The following is an 18,775-nucleotide window of genomic DNA, read 5'->3' on the forward strand; positions in this document are numbered from 1 at the left end:
GGAACTGGTCGGAAGCGATGAGCACTGCGATTACCTCAGTTTCAGGGTGGCGAGACCGAACAGCACCAGGATCACGGTGATGATCCAGAAGCGCACGATGACCCGCGGTTCGGGCCAGCCCTTCAATTCGAAATGGTGGTGGATCGGCGCCATGCGGAAGACGCGCTTGCCGGTCAGCTTGAAGGAGGCGACCTGGATGACCACCGAGAGGGTCTCCATGACGAAGACGCCACCCATGATGAACAGCACCACTTCCTGGCGGACGATCACGGCGATGGTGCCCAGGGCGGCGCCCAGCGCCAGGGCGCCGACGTCACCCATGAAGACCATGGCCGGATAGGTGTTGAACCAGAGAAAGCCCAGGCCCGCCCCGATCAGGGCGCCGCAGAAGACGATCAGCTCGCCGGAGCCTTCCACATAGGGAATCAGCAGGTAGTCGGCGAATTTCACGTTGCCCGACAGGTAGCAGAAGATGCCCAGGGCGCCGCCGACCATTACGGTGGGCATGATCGCCAGGCCGTCGAGGCCATCGGTGAGGTTGACCGCGTTGCTGGAGCCGACGATGACGAAATAGGTCAGCACAACGAAGAAAATCCCCAGCGGGATTTCGATGTTCTTCAGCAGCGGCAGGATCAAGGTGGTTTCGATTGGGGCCTTGGCCGTCATGTAGAGGAAGATCGCCGCCCCCAGGCCGAACACCGATTGCCAGAAGTACTTCCAGCGACTGGGCAGGCCCCGGGAGTTCTTCTCGATCACCTTGCGATAGTCGTCGACCCAGCCGATGGCGCCGAACAGGAAGGTCACCCCCAGCACGGTCCAGACATAGCGGTTGTGCAGATCGGCCCACAGCAGGGTGCTGATGCCGATGGTGGTCAGGATCAGGGCGCCGCCCATGGTGGGAGTGCCGGATTTGGACAGGTGCGACTGGGGGCCATCGTTGCGTACGGCCTGGCCGATCTGGCGGATCTGCAGGGTGCGGATCATCCAGGGGCCGAGCCACAACGACAGCATCAGGGCGGTCAGAACGCCCAGAATGCCGCGCAGGCTGAGGTATTGGAAGACGGCGAAGCCCTTGTAGAACTGTTGCAGGAACTCCGCCAACAGCAGCAGCATCAGTGTTTCTCCTCGGTGTTGAGAGCGCAGAGCGCGGCGACGACCTTGTCCATCGCGGCGCTGCGGGATCCCTTGATCAGCAGGGTGGTTCCGGCCCGGTCCTCGTCCGCCAGGGCCTCGATCAGTTGTTCGCGATCGGCGAAATGTCGGGCCTCGGCGCCATAGGCGCGGGCCGCATGGGCCATCGAAGGACCGACGCTGTAGAAGGCGTTCACCTTGCCGCGGGCATGCTCGCCCACGTCGCGATGGCCCTCTTCGGTCCATTCGCCCAGCTCGGCGATGTCGCCCAGGACCACCACCCGACGGCCCGGCAAGGCAGCCAGCAGATCGATCCCGGCCTTCACCGAGGCGGGGTTGGCGTTGTAGCTGTCGTCGATGACCTGGGCGCCGCGCTGGCTGGTGCGGGTCAGGGTGCGACCCTGGACCGGTGCCGCTGTGGCCAGGCCACGGGCGACGGTGGTCAGGTCCAGGCCCAGGCTGAGGGCGGCCGCCGCGGCGGCCAGGGCATTGCCGACGTTGTGGGCACCCAGCAGTTGCAGGGTGATGCGTACGTCGTCTTGGGCAGTGTGCAGGGTGAAGCTCGGACGACCTTGGCTATCCAGGCTCACCTCGGTGGCGCGGACATCGGCGCGGGCATCCAGGCCGAAGGCGATGACTTGGCGCCCGGCCGCACGGCGTTGCCAGGTCTCGAAGGCGGCGTCATCGCGGTTGAGCACCACGGTGCCCGCCTCGCCCACGCCCTCGATGATCTCGCCCTTGGCCTCGACGATACGATCGACGCCGCCGAACTCGCCCACATGGGCCTGGCCGGCGTTGGTAATGATAACGACATCCGGGCGTGTCAGGCTCACGGTATAGGCGATGTCCCCGACGTGGGAAGCGCCCAGCTCGATGACGCCGAAGGCGTGCTCGGCGGCCAGTTGCAGCAGGGTCAGGGGTGCGCCGAGTTCGTTGTTCAGATTGCCTTGGGTGGCCAGCGTGGCACCCTGCTGACGCAGGATGGCGGCGAGCAGTTCCTTGACCGTGGTCTTGCCGCTGGAGCCGGTCACGGCGGCGAGCTTGCCTTGGAACAGATCACGATTGAAGGCGCCGAGGCGACCCAACGCCAGGCGGGTGTCGGCTACCACCAGTTGGGGCAGATGAACCTCGGGCACGGCGCGCTCCACCAGGGCTGCCGCGGCGCCCTGGGCGGCCACGTCGGCCAGATAGGCATGACCATCGAAGCGCGGCCCGCTCAGGGCGACGAAGAGTTGTCCGGCCACGGCCTTGCGACTGTCGGTGCCGACGCCATCGAACAGGGCATCGGCGCCCAGCAGGTTGCCGGTCAGGGCCTCGGCCACTTCGGTGAGGGTGAAGGATCTAAGCATGCTGTCGCTCCCAGGCGGTCAGGGCCCGCTCGGCCTGGTCGAGATCGGAAAAGGGATGGCGGACACCGGCGATTTCCTGGTAGGGCTCATGGCCCTTGCCGGCCAGCACCACGATGTCCTGGGCGGTCGCCGCGGCCACGGCCTGGGCGATTGCCACCTCGCGCCGGCCGGCGAAGCTCACCTGCTCGGGCTGCGCGAAGCCCGCGCGAATGTCGGCGACGATGGCGGCCGGATCCTCGGTACGGGGGTTGTCGTCGGTCACCACCACCTGGTCGGCCAGGCGCTCAGCCACCGCGGCCATCTCCGGCCGCTTGCCGCGATCGCGATCGCCGCCACAGCCGAACACGCAGACCAATCGACCCTGGGCACCGACATGGGGCCGCAGGGCAGTGAGCACCTTGTCCAGGGCGTCGGGGGTATGTGCATAGTCCACTACCACCAGCGGCCGCCCGGCGCCGCCCAGGCGCTGCATGCGTCCGGCCGGGCCCTGCAGCTGCGGGAGGATGGCAAGGATGGCGTCGAGGCCATGCCCCAAGCCCAGCAGCGCACCGATGGCGGCCAGCAGATTGCTCAGGTTGAAGAGTCCGATCAGCTGGCTGCGCAGCTCGCCGGTGCCCTGGGCGGTGACCAGCTGGGCGCGCACGCCGTGGTCGTCGAACTGGACAGCCTGGCAATGGATGCTGGCAGCCGGATCGCTCAGGCTGTAGGTCAGGGTCGCTGCCGGGCTGGGGCGAGCTGCCAGCTCGCGGCCAAAGGCATCATCGATATTGAGGACGCGGGTGCCGAGCCCGGGCCAGGTGAACAACTGGGCCTTGGCTTCGCCATAGGCGGCCATGGTGCCGTGGTAATCGAGGTGGTCGCGGGACAGATTGGTGAAGACCGCGACCTTGAAGGCCAGCGCTGCCACCCGGCCCTGGACCAGGCCATGGGATGAGACCTCCATGGCCACGCTGGCGGCGCCACCGGCGGCCAGTTCGGCCAGGGTCGCCTGTAGCTTGAGGGGGTCCGGGGTGGTGTGGCGGCCTTCGGCGAGGGCGCCATGGAAGCCGTTGCCCAGGGTGCCGACGATGCCGCAACGCTGACCGAGCAGGTCGCAGGCCTGGGCGATCAGCTGGCTGACACTGGTCTTGCCGTTGGTGCCGGTGATGCCGACCAGCGCCAGGCGCTGGCTGGGTTCGCCATGGAAACGGCCGGCGATGGCGGAAAGCTTTCCGGCCAGCCCTTCGACGGCAATCAGAGGGATGTCCAGGTTCGGCAGCGCGGGAGCGTCCTTCACCTCGTAGGCGATGGCTGCGGCACCCCGTTCGACGGCACTGGCGATATGGGCACGGCCATCGCTGTGCAAGCCGGGAATGGCGAGGAACAGCGAGCCCGTCCGAACGTCGCGACTGTCCAGCGCCAGGCCGTCGATGTCGACGGCAGCGCTGGCTTCAGGCAGGAGTTCGGTCAGCAGGCGGCTCATCGATCACGCTCCCCGACCAGCAGCGGCTTGGCGGCAGCCTGGGCCTGGGCCTGCTGCACCGGCAGCGGCTGCAGATTGTCCGGCTGGATGTTCATCAGGCGCAGAGCGCCGGACATCACGCGGCTGAACACCGGCGCCGACACCACGCCACCGTAGTAGCCGCCCTTGCTGGGACGGTCGATCACCACCACCGCGGCCAGGCGCGGATTGCTGGTGGGGCCGAAGCCGGCGAACAGCGAGCGATAGGAATTTTCGGCATAGCCCCGGGTACCGGTGCTGGTCTTGCGCGCGGTACCGCTCTTGCCGGCGACGTGGTAGCCCGGCACCTGGGCGCGGAAGGCACCACCGGGAGCTTCCACGACCTGTTGCAGCATGCCTTGCAGGGTCTTGGCGACGCGCTCGTCCACCGCCTGGTCGCTGGCCGGAGCCTTGTCCAGGCGCACCATGGACAGCGGTACCGAGCGCCCGTCGTTGGCCAGCACCGAATAGGCATGGGCCAGCTGCACGGCGGTCACCGCCAGGCCGTAGCCATAGGACAGGGTCGCGGTCTCGGCCGGACGCCAGGTGCGGTGGTTAGGCAGATTGCCGACCCGCTCGCCGGGGAAGCCCAGACCGGTGTCCTGGCCAAGGCCGACGGCGCGCATGGCGTTGTAGATGTTCTCGCCACCGACATCGAAGGCGATCTTGCTCATGCCGACGTTGCTGGACTTGATGAGGATGCCGGTCAGGTCCAGGGCGCCATCGCTGTGGGAGACGTCCTTGATGGTATAGCGACCGATCTGCAGCGAACCGGGATAGACGTTGACCTTGTCGGTGGGTTTCCAGCGACCGCTGGCGAGCGCTGCGGTCATGGAGATCGGCTTCATCACCGAGCCGGGTTCCATGACGTCGATCATCGCCCGGTTGCGCATGGCGGCCGGTTCGAGGCTGCGTCTGTTGTTGGGGTTGTAGGTGGGCATGTTGACCATCGCCAGGACCTCACCGGTCTTGACGTCGACAATGGTCAGGCTGCCGGCCTCGGCTTCGAACTGGGTCAGGGCATTGCGCAGCTCGCGGGCAGCGAGATACTGCAGACGCAGGTCGATGGACAGCGCCAGGGTATTGCCCGGCTTGGCGTTCTTGGCGACCTGCACATCGCGGATCAGCCGACCGCGGCGATCCTTGACCACCTGGCGACGACCCGGCACGCCGGACAGCCATTCGTTGAAGGCCAGCTCGATGCCTTCGCGACCGTGGTCGTCGATGTCGGTGAAGCCGACCACATGGGCCGCCACCTCACCCGCCGGATAGAAACGCCGAAATTCCTCGATGTCGTAGACACCAGGAATCTTGTGCGCCTTGACCTGGCTCATCACCGCTTCGCCCTGCTCGGGCGTCAGGCCGCGGGCCAGGTAGAGAAATTCCTTGCTGGCGTTCTGCTCGATGCGTTTGGCCAATTCCGCACGCGGCTGGCCAACGGCATCGGCTAGGGTCGGCCAGCGATCCTCGGCGCCCAGCAGCTCCTTGGGATTGATCCACAGTGTGGTGACCGGCGTGCTCACGGCCAGGGGTTCACCATTGCGATCGGTGATCAGGCCACGGTGCGCCGGGATGGGAATGGTGCGCACGCTGCGCGCATCGCCCTGCCCCTTGAGAAAGGCCCGGTCAATCACGTGCAGATCGACGATGCGCCAGATGATGGTGCCGACCATGACCAGCAACAGCCCGATAATCAGGCTGAAGCGCCAGGGCAGGCGCGCGATCAGGCCTTTCACGGATTGACCATCCGGATTTCGGTCGGATCGGGAATGCGCATCTGCAGCTGACCGCTGGCCAGGGCCTCGACGCGGCTGTGGGCGGTCCAGGTGCTCTGCTCCAGCAGCAGCCGACCGTACTCGGCCTGGGCCTTGTCGCGGATGGCCATCTCGCCATAGAGGGTATTGAGCAGCTGGCGATTCCAGTGGGCGCTATAGGCCACGGCTACCGCCGACAGCAGCACGCCAGCGAACAGCACCAGCATGACGCTGCTGCCCAGGGGCAGTTTCTTGACGAAGAGCCGGCTCATTTCAGCTTCTCGGCAACGCGCATCACGGCGCTGCGGGCGCGGGGATTGGCGGCCAGTTCGGCTTCGCTGGCATAGACCGGCTTGCCCAGCAGGCGCAGCGAAGGCTCGAAGACCGTGGCGCGGATCGGCAGGTCGCGCGGCAGTTGGTCGGCCTCGCCCTTGGCCAGTCGGCGCATGAATTGCTTGACGATGCGATCTTCCAGGGAGTGGAAGCTGATCACCACCAACCGGCCACCCACCGCCAACTGCTCGTAGGCGGCCTGCAGGCCCTGCTCCAGATCGCTCAGTTCGCGGTTGATGTAGATGCGCAGCCCCTGGAAGGCGCGGGTGGCGGGATGTTTACCCTTTTCCCAGGCCGGATTGGCCTCGGTGAGCACCTTGGCCAGATCACCGGTGCGTTCGAAGGGCTGGACCTCACGGCGCTGCACCACGGCGCGCGCCATGCGCTTGGCGAAGCGCTCTTCGCCGAATTCCTTGAACACCTGGGCGATATCGGCCTCGGCAGCCGTGGCGATCCAGGCGGCGGCGCTCTGCCCCCGGCTCGGATCCATGCGCATGTCCAGGGGACCGTCCTGCATGAAGCTGAAACCGCGCTCGGGATCGTCGAGCTGGGGCGAGGAGACGCCCAGATCCAGCAACACGCCATCGACCTGGCCGGACCAGCCACGGCTGACGAGTTCATCGCCCAGCTCGGCGAAGCTGCGCTGGACGATCTCGAAACGCGGATCTTCCGCGGCCAGGGCCTGGCCGGCGGCGATCGCCTGGGGGTCCTTGTCGAAACCCAGCAACCGCCCTTCCCCACCCAGCAGGCGCAACGCGGCCCGGCTGTGTCCGCCGCGGCCGAAGGTGCCGTCCAGATAACGGCCGGCAGGCTGGATCGCCAATGCCTGTACGGCCTCGTCCAGGAGAACGGAGACGTGGTGGAAGACTGGGTTCATGGTCACAGGATCAAATCGCGCATTTCATCCGGCATACCGCCGGGTTCCTTAATCGCCAGGAGATCCGCGTCGCACACGGCACTCCAGGCATCCTCATCCCATAACTGGAACTTGTTGAGCTGCCCGACCAGCATCACGCGCCGGTCCAGCTTGGCGTATTCACGCAGGCGCGGCGGAACCAGGAAACGGCCACTGCCGTCGAGTTCTAGATCCACCGCATTGCCGATCAGCAAGCGCTGCAAGCGGCGAGTCTCCTCGCGTAGCGAGGGCAACTGCCGCAGCTTGCTTTCGATGATTTCCCATTCCGGGAGTGGATAGACGCAAAGGCAGGGGTCGACGGCATCGATCGTCACGATGAGCTGGCCGGCACAACGCTCCAGCAGCTCGTCACGATACCGGCTCGGCATCGCGGCGCGCCCCTTGGCGTCGAGACTGATGGCGTTCGCTCCCCGGAACAATTTCGCGTCCTCTAATAGGCTGTCCTTGCCATTAAATCCCACTTCGCCCCACTTCGTACCACCGGCCGCCACTATATTGAGGAGGGCCGCTTTCAGTCAAGGTAAGCGAGGGGGTTCCCAGGCCGCATGGGACGCGGATTTCGAGCAAATTGCACGAGTTCACGACCAAGACGAACGACATCGATTTCCGACAAACGGAAATGAAGTCAATTGATTGGCTCAATTGATTAAAGTGATGTCTTAAGAAGAGGTCTCAGACCCCAGGCGTAGAGGCCCGGGAGGGAGGGAGTGCGAGAGCCGACCTGTAAGCCGGGTTCTGTCGAGGACAGTCATTCCTCTGGGACAACCATCGCTGATTGCCTCTAGCGACCTACCCGAATCCAGCGCGGGCCACGCCTATGGATTCCTATTTGGTCTTGCTCCAGGTGGGGTTTACCTAGCCACGAACTGTTGCCAGCCGTGCGGTGCGCTCTTACCGCACCTTTTCACCCTTACCGGCGCTTGCGCGCTTAGGCGGTTATTTTCTGTGGCACTTTCCGTAGGCTCACGCCTCCCAGGCGTTACCTGGCACCTCGCCCTATGGAGCCCGGACTTTCCTCCCTCGCGACCCTTGCGGATCACGACAGCGACTGCCCGGTCGGCTCTCGCGGCGCAAGGGTATAGAGACTGGGGGCGGATAACAAGGAAAGATGCCCACTAATTCGCCCTACTCGCCCTTGCGCTCCAGCGCTAGCTGGTAGAGCAGGTTCTTGCGCGCGCCGGTGATCTGGGCGGCCAGGGCGGCGGCGCGCTTGACCGGCAGCTCGGCCAGCAGCAGATCGAGGATGCGCAGGGTTTCGGCATCGACCTCGGCGTCTTCCGGCGCGGTCCAGCCGGCCACCAGCAACACGCATTCGCCGCGCTGCTGATCCAGATCCTCGCGAATCCAGGCCTGCAGCTCGCCCGCGGGCAGGCCGCGCAGGGTCTCGAAGGTCTTGGTCAGCTCGCGCCCCAGCACGATGTGCCGCTCGGGCCCGAAGGTGCTCACCATGTCGGCCACGCAGTCGTCGAGGCGATGGGGCGCCTCGTAGAAGATCAGGGTGCGCGGGTCTTCGCGCAGGGCCGCCAGCCGCCCCTGCCGGCCCACCGCCTTGGCTGGCAGGAAGCCCTCGAAGCTGAAGCGGTCCGAAGGCAGCCCGGCCGCCGACAGCGCCGCGATCAGCGCGCAGGCACCGGGAATCGGCGAGACCCGGATGCCCTGGGCGCGCGCGGCGCGCACCAGGTGAAAGCCCGGATCGGAAATCAGCGGCGTGCCCGCATCGGAGATCAGGGCGACGTCCTCTCCCGCCAGCAAGCGGGTGATGAAGCGACCTCCGGCATCGCGCTCGTTGTGGTCGTGACAGGCGGCAAGTGGCGTTTCGATACCGAAATGGCGCAACAGGCGCGCCGAATGACGGGTGTCTTCGGCGGCGATCAGGGCCACGTCGCGCAGGACCTTGAGGGCACGGGTGGTGATGTCGTCCAGGTTGCCGATGGGGGTGGCAACCACATAAAGAGTACCCGGCGAAATCATGATGAAACCTGACGGACTGGAAATAGCCCAACAGTGTACGCCGCTCTCGCCCTCGGCGTTCGCAGCGCCTGGGTGCTGTGAGACAATCGCCCCTTTCCGAACTCTGCTCAGGAACCACCGCATGAAGTTCCGCCTGCGTCCGCTGATCTGCGCCACCGCCTTCGCCCTGCTCGCCGCCTGCAGCAGCTCGCCCACCACGAGCAGCCTCGGGGCGCTGCCTCAGCCCAGCCAGGCCAGCATCGAGCAACTGCTGAACCAGGCCGGCTCCAGTCAGTCCGAGCAGGCCAATCTGCTGCGTCTGACCGCCGCGGACAAGGCCTATGCCCAGCAGAACGCCCGCGAAGCGCGGCAGATCCTGGGCTCCATCAATCTGGAAGGCTTGAAGCCGGCGCAGCAGATGTTCGCCCAGACCTTGCTGGCCCAGCTCGATCTGCTCGACAAGCAGCCGGCCCAGGCGCTCAAGCGTTTCGACCATCCCAGCTTCGCCCAACTGGGCGAATTGCCGGCCCAGCAGCAGATCCGCAGCGGCCTGACCAAGGCCGAGGCCCAGGCCGCCAATGGCCAGCCGCTCGCCGCCGCCCAGGAGCGCATCTTCCTGGGGCCGCTGCTCGAAGGCGATGCCGCCCACGACAACCGCGAGCAGATCTGGCAGCTGGTGACCAGCCTGGCGGATGCGCAACTGCGCCAGAGCGTGAAGGATGCCGATCTCAATGGCTGGCTGGCCCTGGCCGCCATCACCCGCGGCAACCTGGCGCTGGACCAGCAATTGTCGGCCATCGAGGAATGGCAGCAGCACCCCGGCCATCCCGCCGCGCGCAATCTGCCCGATGACCTGGAACGCCTGAAGACCCTGGCGCGCGAGCCACTCAATCGCGTCGCACTGCTGTTGCCCCTGCAGGGCCAGCTCGCCGGCGTCTCCCGCGCGCTGCAGGACGGCTTCATGGCCGCCCGTTACGAGGCCCTGGCTGCGGGCCAGACCGCCCCGGCCGTGACCGTCTACGACAGTACCCAGATGGGCTCGCTGGACGCCTTCTACCGCCAGGCCCAGGCCGCCGGTATCCAGCTGGTGGTCGGCCCGCTGGAAAAGAATCTGGTCAAGCAGCTGAGCGATCGCCCGCAATTGCCGCTCAACACCCTGGCGCTGAACTATGGCGACAGCCAGGGCGCCCAGCCGCCGCAGCTCTTCCAGTTCGGCCTGGCCGCCGAGGACGAGGCCCGCGAAGCCGCCCGCCGTGCCTGGGCCGATGGCAAGCGCAGCGCCGGTGCCATGGTGCCCCAGGGCGACTGGGGCGCCCGCGTACTGGCCGCCTTCCAGAACGAGTGGCAGCAGCTGGGTGGTCGCCTGGTCGCCGCCGAGCGCATCGGCCAGCCGGTCGAGATCGCCAACCGCATCACCAGCCTCCTGCAGATGCGCCAGGGCATGGATTTCATCTTCCTCGCCTCGACGCCGGCGCAGGCCCGCCAGATCAAGCCGATCCTGGTCTACCAGAACGCCCGCGATCTGCCGGTGTACGCCACCTCCAACCTCAACAGCGGGGTCAACGAACCCGGCGTCAACCAGGATCTCAACGGCATCCTGTTCTGCGAAACGCCCTGGCTGCTGGACCCGAGCAATCCGCTGCGCGCCAAGATCACCGCCCAGTGGCCTCAGGCCGGCACCAGCATCGGTCGCCTCTATGCCATGGGCGCCGATGCCTACCTGCTGGCGCTGCACCTGCAGCAGCTCAAGGCCCTGCCCAACTCCGAGCTGCCCGGCCTGTCCGGCAATCTGAGCGTGGCGCCCGATCAGCGTGTGGTGCGTCACCTGCCCTGGGCGGAATTCCGCAACGGCTTGGCCCAGCCGCTGCCAGCCAACAATGCACCGCTGCCCACCACCAGCGTGCCGGCTTCGCTCAGCACGCCGTGAAGCAGGCCCTGCACCTCCAGCGCGGCAAGCAAGGCGAGGACCGTGCGCTGCAGTTCCTGCAGACGCACGGTCTGCGCCTGATCGCCCGTAACTGGCGCTGGCGTGGCGGTGAGCTCGATCTGGTCATGCTCGACGGCGATACAGTAGTATTCGTCGAGGTACGCGCCCGCAGGCATACCGCCTGGGGCGGCGCCGCGGAAAGCATAGATGCCCGCAAGCGGCAGCGACTGGTCAACAGCGCCGCCCTCTTTCTGCAATCCGAAGCGCGCTGGGCCAAGCGGCCCTGTCGTTTCGACGTGATCGCGATCGGCCCCGGGGCCGACGCATCCCCTCAGGCACTCGAATGGATCAAACAGGCCTTCGAGGCCTGAGGCCCTCCACAGCACAGGTCAAAGATATCGCGATGGACACCCACGCCCGCATCCAGAAACTCTTCCGGGACAGCATCGAAACCAAGCGTCAGGCCATGGAAGTCCTGATTCCGCATATCGATCTGGCCAGCCAGGTCATGGTCGCGGCCCTGCTCAACGAAGGCAAGATTCTCACCTGTGGCAATGGCGGTTCCGCCGGCGACGCCCAGCATTTCTCCTCGGAACTGCTGAATCGCTTCGAGCGCGAGCGGCCCAGCCTGCCGGCCCTGGCCTTGACCACCGACACCTCGACGCTGACTTCCATCGCCAACGACTACAGCTACAACGAGGTGTTCTCCAAGCAGATCCGCGCTCTAGGTCAGCCTGGCGACATCCTCCTGGCCATCTCCACCAGCGGCAACTCGGCCAACGTGATCCAGGCGATCCAGGCCGCTCACGACCGCGAGATGACCGTGGTCGCGCTCACCGGCCGCGATGGCGGCGGCATGGCCTCGCTGCTGCTGCCCGAGGACGTCGAGATCCGCGTACCCGCCAAGGTCACCGCCCGCATCCAGGAAGTGCACCTGCTGGTGATCCACTGCCTGTGCGACCAGATCGATCAGCAACTGTTTGGAAGCGAAGAATGAAGAAAGCTCCTCTGCTCGCCATCCTGGCGCTGTCCTTTGCGGTCGCCGGCTGCAGCAACGTGGTCACCGCCAGCCGCGACAAGCCCATCGACGACAACCGCGGCACCCGTACCCTGGGCAGCACCGTCGATGACGCCCTGATCGAGACCAAGGCCGCGGTCAACATCTCCAAGGCCAATGCCGACCTGGCCAGCTCGCACATCGTGGTGGTGAGCTACAACGGCGTGGTACTGATCGCCGGCCAGACACCGCGCGCCGATCTCAAGGCCCAGGCCGAACAGGCGGTGCGCAGCGTGCAACGGGTCAAGACGGTGCACAACGAACTGCAGGTGACCGGTAACTCCTCGCTGCTGGCGCGCAGCAACGATTCCTGGCTGACCACCCGCATCAAGACCCAGATGTTCGCCGACCAGGACATCCCAGGCTCGCGCATCAAGGTGGTCACGGAAAACGGCATCGTCTATCTCCTGGGCCTGGTGACCCAGCAGGAAGCCGCCCATGCCGTGCAGCTGATCCAGAGCGTCTCGGGTGTGCAGCGCATCGTCAAGCTATTCGAATACATCAACTGATCCCTGTTCGCCGCCCAACAAAAAGCCCCGCAATGCGGGGCTTTTTGTTGGGCGGCGTGTCTTAGGCGGCCTGCCACTCGCTTTCGGCTTCGTCACGGGTCTTGGACAGGCGTACCTGGCTGCCTTCCACGGACTGGACCCAGCTCAGCGGAATGTAGTGATGCTTGCCATCGGCGTCCTGATCGCGCTTGGTCAGCTTGATGCGATCGGCGCCCTCCATGTGGTCGACGGTGCCCACGTGCTGGCCGTCCGAACCGACAACTTCCGCATGCTCTTTGATCTGGGTTGCATCTACCATGGTGGTTCTCCGGCAGGTTAAGAAAAAGGAGGCGCCTCTCTGAGTGCCTGCAGGATAGGAGGCATGAGCAGCCGTCTGGGTTCGACCTGTGCCGACGAAAGGCCATCATCGAGGTCAGAAGCCCGAGAACTGCGAAGAGGATCCACCGATGAGCGACGAGCCAAGCAAGCTGACCCGTTCCAAGGAACGCTGGGCCCAGGAGGGCCGCTTCCTCACCGGCCAGGGCGCACGCCCGGACAGCGAACGCCTGCCGCCCGGCCAGCATCGGGTCAGCAACTGGCCGGTCCTGGATCTAGGGGTACGCCCGGAGGTCAGCCAGGAACGCTGGCAACTGGCGGTGACCGGCGCGGTCGGCAAGACGCTACGCTGGAACTGGGAGACCTTCGCGGCGCGGGCGACCACCCAGGCCATCAGCGACATGCACTGTGTCACCACCTGGTCACGCTATGACAATCACTGGATCGGCCTGCCGGTAAGCGAATTGCTGGACGAGGTACAGCCGCGGGACGAAGCGACCCATGTGCTCCTGCACAGCTACGACGGCTACATCACCAACCTGCCGCTGGCCGATTTCGCCGCACCTGGCGCCATGCTGGTGCACAGCTGGGAAGGCCAGCCGCTGACCGCCGAGCACGGGGGCCCGGTGCGGGCACTGATCCCGCACCTCTATCTGTGGAAGAGCGCCAAGTGGCTCAGGCGCATCGACTTCCGGGTCGGCGACACGCCTGGCTTCTGGGAGATGCGCGGCTATCACGACCGGGGCGACCCCTGGCAGGAGCAGCGCTACTCCGACGACGACGCCTGAGGCTCTCTCAGCGTGCGGCGGGGGCCAACTGCAGCTCCACCGGATCGCCGGGGTTGAGACTGCGGATACGGAATTCGTCGCGGGTGAGACCGAGGATTTCCGTGGGATAGGTGATGCCTTCCTCGATCAGATTCAGGCCCTTCTCGGTGCGCGTCCAGCGGCCCAGGGAGGGCTGGCTGCTCGGCGAGGCCATCACCAGGGTGCCATCGCTGAGAAAGACATAGAGCATTCCCGGCTCGATGCTGTTGCTGGTCTTGATCTGCCAGACCTTGTTGACGAAGCCTTCCTGGGCACTCCCCTGCTTGTCACCACCGCCTTGCCCGTAGCCGATCAGCCCGGCCACGACACAGAGCGCGCCTATCACCAGCACCACCACGCGCCAGTAACGACGCGCCTTGTCTTGCAAACTCATGTCACTCCTTGGGTGTTCTTGAGGCTGGCCAGGTAGGTGCCCAGCGGCGGGCGCTCCTGGAAATAGCCATGCAGTCCGGCAAAGATCGAATCGGCCAGCTGCTTCTGGTGGCGACTGTCGAGCAAGCGCCGGCAGTCGCGATCATTGGAAATGAAGCCCGTCTCGACCAGGATCGAAGGGATGTCCGGCGATTTGAGCACAGCGAACCCCGCCTGCTCCACCCGTTTCTGGTGCAGGTTGGTGATGTTCGCCAATTGCCCCAGCACCTTGTGGCCCAGGTCCAGGCTCGACGAGATGGTGGCGTTCATCGACATGTCCAGCAGCACGCCGGCCAGCATGGGATCGCGGCCCTTGAGAATCTCGTTGGCACCGATCAGGTCGACGTTGTTCTCGCTGTCGGCCAGGAAGCGCGCCGTGGTGGAGGTCGCGCCTCGCTCCGACAGGGCATAGACCGAGGCGCCATAGGCCGTACGCCGCGGTGCGGCATCGGCGTGCACCGAGACGAACATGTCGGCGTTGTAGCTGCGGGCGACCTCGACCCGCTTGCGCAGCGGCACGAAGAAGTCGTCGTTGCGCACCAGCTTGGCCTTGAAGCCCTTCTGCAGGTTGATGCGCCGCGCCAGATTCTGCGCCACGATCAGGGCGATGTCCTTTTCCCGATCACCCCGGGCGCTCAGCGCACCGGGATCCTTGCCACCATGCCCGGCATCGACCACCACCATGATGTCGCGCCCCGTGGCCAGTCCCTTGCCACGCCTGACCTCCAACGGCGGCTCGGCGTCGACCGGCTTGCGTGCGGCCACTGCCGGCGTCCCGGCGCGCTTGAGATCGAGCACCAGGCGGTTGGACGCGCCCTCGCCCGGGCCGAGGATGAAGCTCTCCATCTCCACCGGATGGGCCAGCTCCAGCACCACCCGGGTGTCCTGGGCGCCATAGCGGGCGCTGCGCACGGCGCGCACCGGCGACCCCTGCAGGGCGAGGTGGTTGAGCACCGCGGGCGCCTGGGTATCGGCGAGATCGAGAATGATGCGATCCGGCGCCACCAGGGTAAAGGTCTTGTAGCGCACCGGTCCGGTGAGATCGAAGACCAGGCGGAGCTTGTCAGCGTCCTGCCAGGCCCGGGCACCCTTGAGTTGCTGCCGGGCGGCAAACGCCGGCAACCCGACGGGCAAAGTCATGCCAGCCAGGATCAGATTGAGCAGACGACGGCGATTCATGGGGTCCTCGCGAGAAACGAGAAACGGCTGGGAAGTTACAACATAACGCTAAAGATCGCCTGCCACCTGGCCCCTGTCAACTGCCATTTGGACAAAATATTCCTTAGAAAACCAGGGCATAGCGTTCGTTTGCAGAATCAGCTTTAGATACAGTCACTTGCCGCTCTCGCGAGCCGACCCGTCAAAGGCGCGAACGGCGAGAAGTGCGACGGAGAGCGAATTTATCGGCGCCGTCATCGTCGAAGTGTCAGGCACTTTCGCCTTTGAAGGGATCACACCATGAACAAGAAGATTGCAGTCGCGACCGCCCTGCTGGCCGGCACCGTGCTGGCGGGCTGCTCCTCGGTCAAGAACACCGCCGACTACACCGTGGGTCGCGTGGAATTTCGTGAGCAGCCGCTGGTGAAGCAGGTGGAAAAGGGTATGGCCAAGGCTGACGTCCTGCGTATCGGCGGCACCCCGTCGAGCACCTACACCCGCAAGTATCGTCCGGGTACCTGCAACAACTATGTGCTCAACAAGGACGGCAAGGAGCAGGTCTATTCGATCGGCTTCGACAGCATGAACCGCGTCGACAGCAAGGACTTCGAGACCTGCGAAAGCGCCGACCGCGCCTGATCGGGGATCTGACCGGCCAGCCAGGCCGGGTGTCCTGACGGACGCTGGCGGCGTCTGATGGACAGGATCGGCGAGCGGCAGCACCCTAAGCCCTCGCCATCCATGAACGTTGCGCCGACGTCCTGCACTGCGGATCGACGCAGGCACGGCCAGCGCCGCCAGGCTCTACCCATCGTTCCAAGGAATTCAGGCATGTCCAGACGTCACCTCATACTCACAGCTGCGGTGCTTTCCCTGACTGGCTGCGGTGGCTATGACTACAGTTGCGATGCGGCCAAGACCGCCGAACTGGTTCGTCAGCAATACGCCCAGACCATCAACGAGATCTATGCGGACGACATCGCCGCCGGCCAGCCCGCGCTGGAGGCCAACCAGATCTCGCTGGTCGACATCAAGACCCAGGAAGAACCCTCGGACAGTGGCGAAGCAGGCTTCTATACCTGCAATGCGACCGTCGAGGCCACCTGGCCCAAGGCCGCTCTCGAACGCCTGGCTCCGGCCGCCGCTCAATTGGCCAGCGTGGGTGCCATCCTCGAAAACGGCCACCTGCGCCATGCGCTCAGCTACGAGTCCTCGCTGGAAGGCAGCGACAAGCAGCGCGTCGACATCACCCTGCCCGAAGCCGTGGACCTGAGTCTCAAGACCCTGGCCGGCCAGGAACCGATGGACGAATACCTGGAAGACGCTCCCGACGGCGAACAGGAAGCGCCCTGATCCACCGGCGCCCGCGCTGCTGTGCAGTGCTGGCGCCCGGGTGTATGATCCGGATTCCCCTCCGCCAGCATCCTCCGGCGGGTTCGTGAGCCCCGGCACCCCTGTGGAGATCCCGCATGGCGTCGTTGCCCTCCGGCCCGGCAATCGTCACTTCGCGTTTGCACCGTGCCTCGTCCGCGCTCACGATGACCAGAACCGTGATCTAGAAAGCCGCCTCGGAGAGACGCTTCATGCCTGACTATCGCTCGAAAACCTCCACCCAGGGCCGCAACATGGCGGGCGCCCGAGCGCTCTGGCGCGCCACCGGGATGAAGGACGAAGACTTCAAGAAACCCATCATCGCCATCGCCAACTCCTTTACCCAGTTCGTGCCGGGCCATGTCCATCTCAAGGACTTGGGCCAGCTGGTCGCCCGCGAGATCGAGAAGGCTGGCGGCGTGGCCAAGGAATTCAACACCATCGCCGTGGACGACGGCATCGCCATGGGCCACGACGGCATGCTCTATTCGCTGCCGAGTCGCGAGATCATCGCCGACGCCGTGGAGTACATGGTCAATGCCCACTGCGCCGACGCCCTGGTGTGCATCTCCAACTGCGACAAGATCACCCCCGGCATGCTGATGGCCGCCCTGCGCCTGAACATCCCGGTGGTGTTCGTCTCCGGCGGTCCCATGGAAGCCGGCAAGACCAAGCTGGCCAGCCACGGCCTGGACTTGGTCGACGCCATGGTCATCGCCGCCGACAGCTCGGCCAGCGACGAGAAGGTCGCCGAATACGAACGCAGCGCCTGCCCCACCTGTGGCAGCTGCTCGGGCATGTTCACCGCCAACTCCATGAACTGCCTGGTCGAGGCCCTCGGCCTGGCCCTGCCCGGCAATGGCTCGACCCTGGCTACCCACGCCGACCGCAAGGAACTGTTCCTGCAGGCCGGCCGCACCATCGTCGACCTCTGCCGTCGCTACTATCAGGAAAACGACGAGTCGGCGCTGCCGCGCAACATCGCCTGCCATGCGGCCTTCGAGAACGCCATGACCCTGGACATCGCCATGGGCGGCTCGACCAACACCATCCTGCACCTGCTGGCCGCCGCCCAGGAAGCCGAGGTGGACTTTGATCTGCGCGACATCGATGCCCTGTCGCGCAAGGTGCCGCAGCTGTGCAAGGTGGCGCCGAACATCCAGAAGTACCACATGGAAGACGTGCATCGCGCCGGGGGCATCTTCAGCATCCTGGGCGAACTGGCCCGTGGCGGTCTGCTGCACACCGACCTGCCCACCGTGCACAGCCGGACCCTGGGCGAAGCCATCGAGCAGTGGGACATCACCCTGACCCAGGACGAGGCGGTGAAGACCTTCTTCCGCGCCGGTCCCGCCGGTATCCCGACCCAGCAAGCCTTCAGCCAGGCGACTCGCTACGACACCCTGGACGACGACCGCGCCGAGGGCTGCATCCGCAGTGTCGCGCACGCCTATTCCCAGGAAGGTGGTCTGGCCGTGCTCTACGGCAACATCGCCCTGGACGGCTGCGTGGTGAAGACCGCCGGCGTGGATGAATCCATCCATGTGTTCGAGGGCAATGCCAAGGTCTTCGAGAGCCAGGACGCCGCGGTGCGCGGCATCCTCGCCGACGAGGTCAAGGCCGGCGACATCGTCATCATCCGCTACGAAGGGCCGAAGGGCGGTCCGGGCATGCAGGAGATGCTCTACCCCACCAGCTACCTGAAGTCCAAGGGACTGGGCAAGCAGTGCGCCCTGCTCACCGACGGTCGCTTCTCCGGCGGCACCTCAGGCCTGTCCATCGGCCATGCCTCGCCGGAAGCCGCGGCGGGCGGTGCCATCGGCCTGGTGCGGGATGGCGACAAGGTGCTGATCGACATTCCCCAGCGCAGCATCAACCTGCTGGTGAGCGACGAAGAGCTGTCCCATCGCCGCATCGAGCAAGACAAGCAGGGCTGGAAACCGGTCCAACCCCGTGCCCGCCGTGTGACCACGGCGCTCAAGGCCTACGCCCTGCTGGCCACCAGTGCCGACAAGGGCGGCGTGCGCGACAAGGCGCTGCTGGGCTGACCGTTACTGCGAGGCGATGGCAGCTGCCGTCGCCTCGCAGCACTGCTCCACCACTCCCCTCTGCTCTCCACGCTCTATTTCACCCCTCTGGCTCCATTCTCTCCTCGCCACTCCGCCTGCCCCTGCTTTCCTTACAGCCTCCGCGCGGGTAACCCCCATTCCAGAGGGGTTCCACAGTTGCTTGGCTTGCTAATTTTGTAGAAGCGCAACCTGTGATTCAGCTCACACCTCGCGATTAG

General features: G+C 65.7%; 19 protein-coding genes and 1 other RNA gene. 8 read left to right on the plus strand and 12 right to left on the minus strand.

The window, feature by feature from the left end; all coding sequences use genetic code 11:
• Positions 1–30: 30 nt before the first annotated feature.
• The 9 genes from mraY to rsmI form a co-directional block, all read right to left on the minus strand.
• The gene (mraY, locus tag V6W80_RS18810; RefSeq protein ID WP_017640710.1) at positions 31–1,113 is read right to left on the minus strand and encodes a phospho-N-acetylmuramoyl-pentapeptide-transferase; all 1,083 of its coding nucleotides are present in this window, start codon (positions 1,111–1,113) and stop codon (positions 31–33) included.
• Positions 1,113–2,480: a UDP-N-acetylmuramoyl-tripeptide--D-alanyl-D-alanine ligase gene (locus V6W80_RS18815; protein ID WP_338545072.1), complete on the minus strand. Its 1,368-nt coding sequence runs from the start codon at positions 2,478–2,480 to the stop codon at positions 1,113–1,115. The genes mraY and V6W80_RS18815 overlap by 1 nt, the downstream gene beginning before the upstream one ends.
• On the minus strand, positions 2,473–3,942 hold the full coding sequence (locus V6W80_RS18820) for a UDP-N-acetylmuramoyl-L-alanyl-D-glutamate--2,6-diaminopimelate ligase (protein ID WP_338545073.1): 1,470 nt from the start codon (positions 3,940–3,942) through the stop codon (positions 2,473–2,475). The genes V6W80_RS18815 and V6W80_RS18820 overlap by 8 nt, the downstream gene beginning before the upstream one ends.
• Positions 3,939–5,633: a peptidoglycan D,D-transpeptidase FtsI family protein gene (locus tag V6W80_RS18825; protein ID WP_371099783.1), complete on the minus strand. Its 1,695-nt coding sequence runs from the start codon at positions 5,631–5,633 to the stop codon at positions 3,939–3,941. Before V6W80_RS18825 ends, V6W80_RS18820 begins: the two co-directional genes overlap by 4 nt.
• A gap of 59 nt (positions 5,634–5,692) precedes the next feature.
• On the minus strand, positions 5,693–5,986 hold the full coding sequence (ftsL, locus tag V6W80_RS18830; RefSeq protein WP_017640714.1) for a cell division protein FtsL: 294 nt from the start codon (positions 5,984–5,986) through the stop codon (positions 5,693–5,695).
• A complete protein-coding gene (gene rsmH, locus V6W80_RS18835) occupies positions 5,983–6,924 on the minus strand; it encodes a 16S rRNA (cytosine(1402)-N(4))-methyltransferase RsmH (protein ID WP_231356063.1) in 942 nt (313 codons plus the stop codon). Before rsmH ends, ftsL begins: the two co-directional genes overlap by 4 nt.
• Before the next feature lie 2 nt (positions 6,925–6,926).
• Positions 6,927–7,382 (minus strand): division/cell wall cluster transcriptional repressor MraZ, encoded by a 456-nt coding sequence (gene mraZ / locus V6W80_RS18840; RefSeq protein ID WP_007162063.1) that lies wholly within the window; start codon positions 7,380–7,382, stop codon positions 6,927–6,929.
• A 289-nt stretch (positions 7,383–7,671) separates the two neighbouring features.
• Positions 7,672–8,027, minus strand: an RNA gene (rnpB, locus tag V6W80_RS18845) — RNase P RNA component class A.
• 61 nt (positions 8,028–8,088) lie between these two features.
• Positions 8,089–8,931, minus strand: coding sequence for a 16S rRNA (cytidine(1402)-2'-O)-methyltransferase (gene rsmI, locus V6W80_RS18850; protein ID WP_371913897.1), 843 nt, complete (start codon positions 8,929–8,931; stop codon positions 8,089–8,091).
• Between the two features lie 124 nt (positions 8,932–9,055).
• On the opposite strand from rsmI, the gene V6W80_RS18855 reads away from it, so the two are divergent.
• The 4 genes from V6W80_RS18855 to V6W80_RS18870 are packed head-to-tail and all read left to right on the plus strand — an operon-like array spanning position 9,056 to position 12,406.
• The gene (locus V6W80_RS18855) at positions 9,056–10,840 is read left to right on the plus strand and encodes a penicillin-binding protein activator (RefSeq protein ID WP_338545074.1); all 1,785 of its coding nucleotides are present in this window, start codon (positions 9,056–9,058) and stop codon (positions 10,838–10,840) included.
• Positions 10,837–11,211 (plus strand): YraN family protein, encoded by a 375-nt coding sequence (locus tag V6W80_RS18860; protein WP_338545075.1) that lies wholly within the window; start codon positions 10,837–10,839, stop codon positions 11,209–11,211. Before V6W80_RS18855 ends, V6W80_RS18860 begins: the two co-directional genes overlap by 4 nt.
• Before the next feature lie 32 nt (positions 11,212–11,243).
• A complete protein-coding gene (locus tag V6W80_RS18865; protein ID WP_007162067.1) occupies positions 11,244–11,837 on the plus strand; it encodes a phosphoheptose isomerase in 594 nt (197 codons plus the stop codon).
• Entirely contained in the window at positions 11,834–12,406 is a 573-nt protein-coding gene (locus tag V6W80_RS18870; protein WP_017640720.1) for a BON domain-containing protein, read from the plus strand. The genes V6W80_RS18865 and V6W80_RS18870 overlap by 4 nt, the downstream gene beginning before the upstream one ends.
• Positions 12,407–12,467: 61 nt before the next feature.
• Here V6W80_RS18870 and V6W80_RS18875 read toward each other — a convergent pair whose 3' ends face one another.
• Positions 12,468–12,704: a DUF2171 domain-containing protein gene (locus tag V6W80_RS18875; RefSeq protein ID WP_017640721.1), complete on the minus strand. Its 237-nt coding sequence runs from the start codon at positions 12,702–12,704 to the stop codon at positions 12,468–12,470.
• A gap of 148 nt (positions 12,705–12,852) precedes the next feature.
• Here V6W80_RS18875 and V6W80_RS18880 point away from each other — a divergent pair, with 148 nt between their 5' ends.
• A complete protein-coding gene (locus tag V6W80_RS18880; RefSeq protein WP_064307901.1) occupies positions 12,853–13,509 on the plus strand; it encodes a sulfite oxidase-like oxidoreductase in 657 nt (218 codons plus the stop codon).
• 7 nt (positions 13,510–13,516) lie between these two features.
• Here the strand turns inward: V6W80_RS18880 and V6W80_RS18885 are convergent, their stop codons facing one another.
• On the minus strand, positions 13,517–13,921 hold the full coding sequence (locus tag V6W80_RS18885; RefSeq protein WP_017640723.1) for a hypothetical protein: 405 nt from the start codon (positions 13,919–13,921) through the stop codon (positions 13,517–13,519).
• Positions 13,918–15,138: an N-acetylmuramoyl-L-alanine amidase gene (locus tag V6W80_RS18890; RefSeq protein WP_338545076.1), complete on the minus strand. Its 1,221-nt coding sequence runs from the start codon at positions 15,136–15,138 to the stop codon at positions 13,918–13,920. The genes V6W80_RS18885 and V6W80_RS18890 overlap by 4 nt, the downstream gene beginning before the upstream one ends.
• Before the next feature lie 279 nt (positions 15,139–15,417).
• Between V6W80_RS18890 and osmE the strand changes: the two genes are divergently transcribed.
• From osmE to ilvD, 3 genes are all read left to right on the plus strand, one after another.
• Positions 15,418–15,756: an osmotically-inducible lipoprotein OsmE gene (osmE, locus tag V6W80_RS18895; RefSeq protein ID WP_017640725.1), complete on the plus strand. Its 339-nt coding sequence runs from the start codon at positions 15,418–15,420 to the stop codon at positions 15,754–15,756.
• A gap of 192 nt (positions 15,757–15,948) precedes the next feature.
• Entirely contained in the window at positions 15,949–16,470 is a 522-nt protein-coding gene (locus tag V6W80_RS18900; protein WP_017640726.1) for a hypothetical protein, read from the plus strand.
• 230 nt (positions 16,471–16,700) lie between these two features.
• Positions 16,701–18,536: a dihydroxy-acid dehydratase gene (gene ilvD, locus V6W80_RS18905; protein WP_338545077.1), complete on the plus strand. Its 1,836-nt coding sequence runs from the start codon at positions 16,701–16,703 to the stop codon at positions 18,534–18,536.
• The last annotated feature ends 239 nt before the right edge of the window (positions 18,537–18,775 follow it).

Source organism: Pseudomonas benzopyrenica, assembly GCF_036884265.1.
Taxonomy (GTDB): Bacteria; Pseudomonadota; Gammaproteobacteria; order Pseudomonadales; family Pseudomonadaceae; genus Chryseomonas; species Chryseomonas benzopyrenica.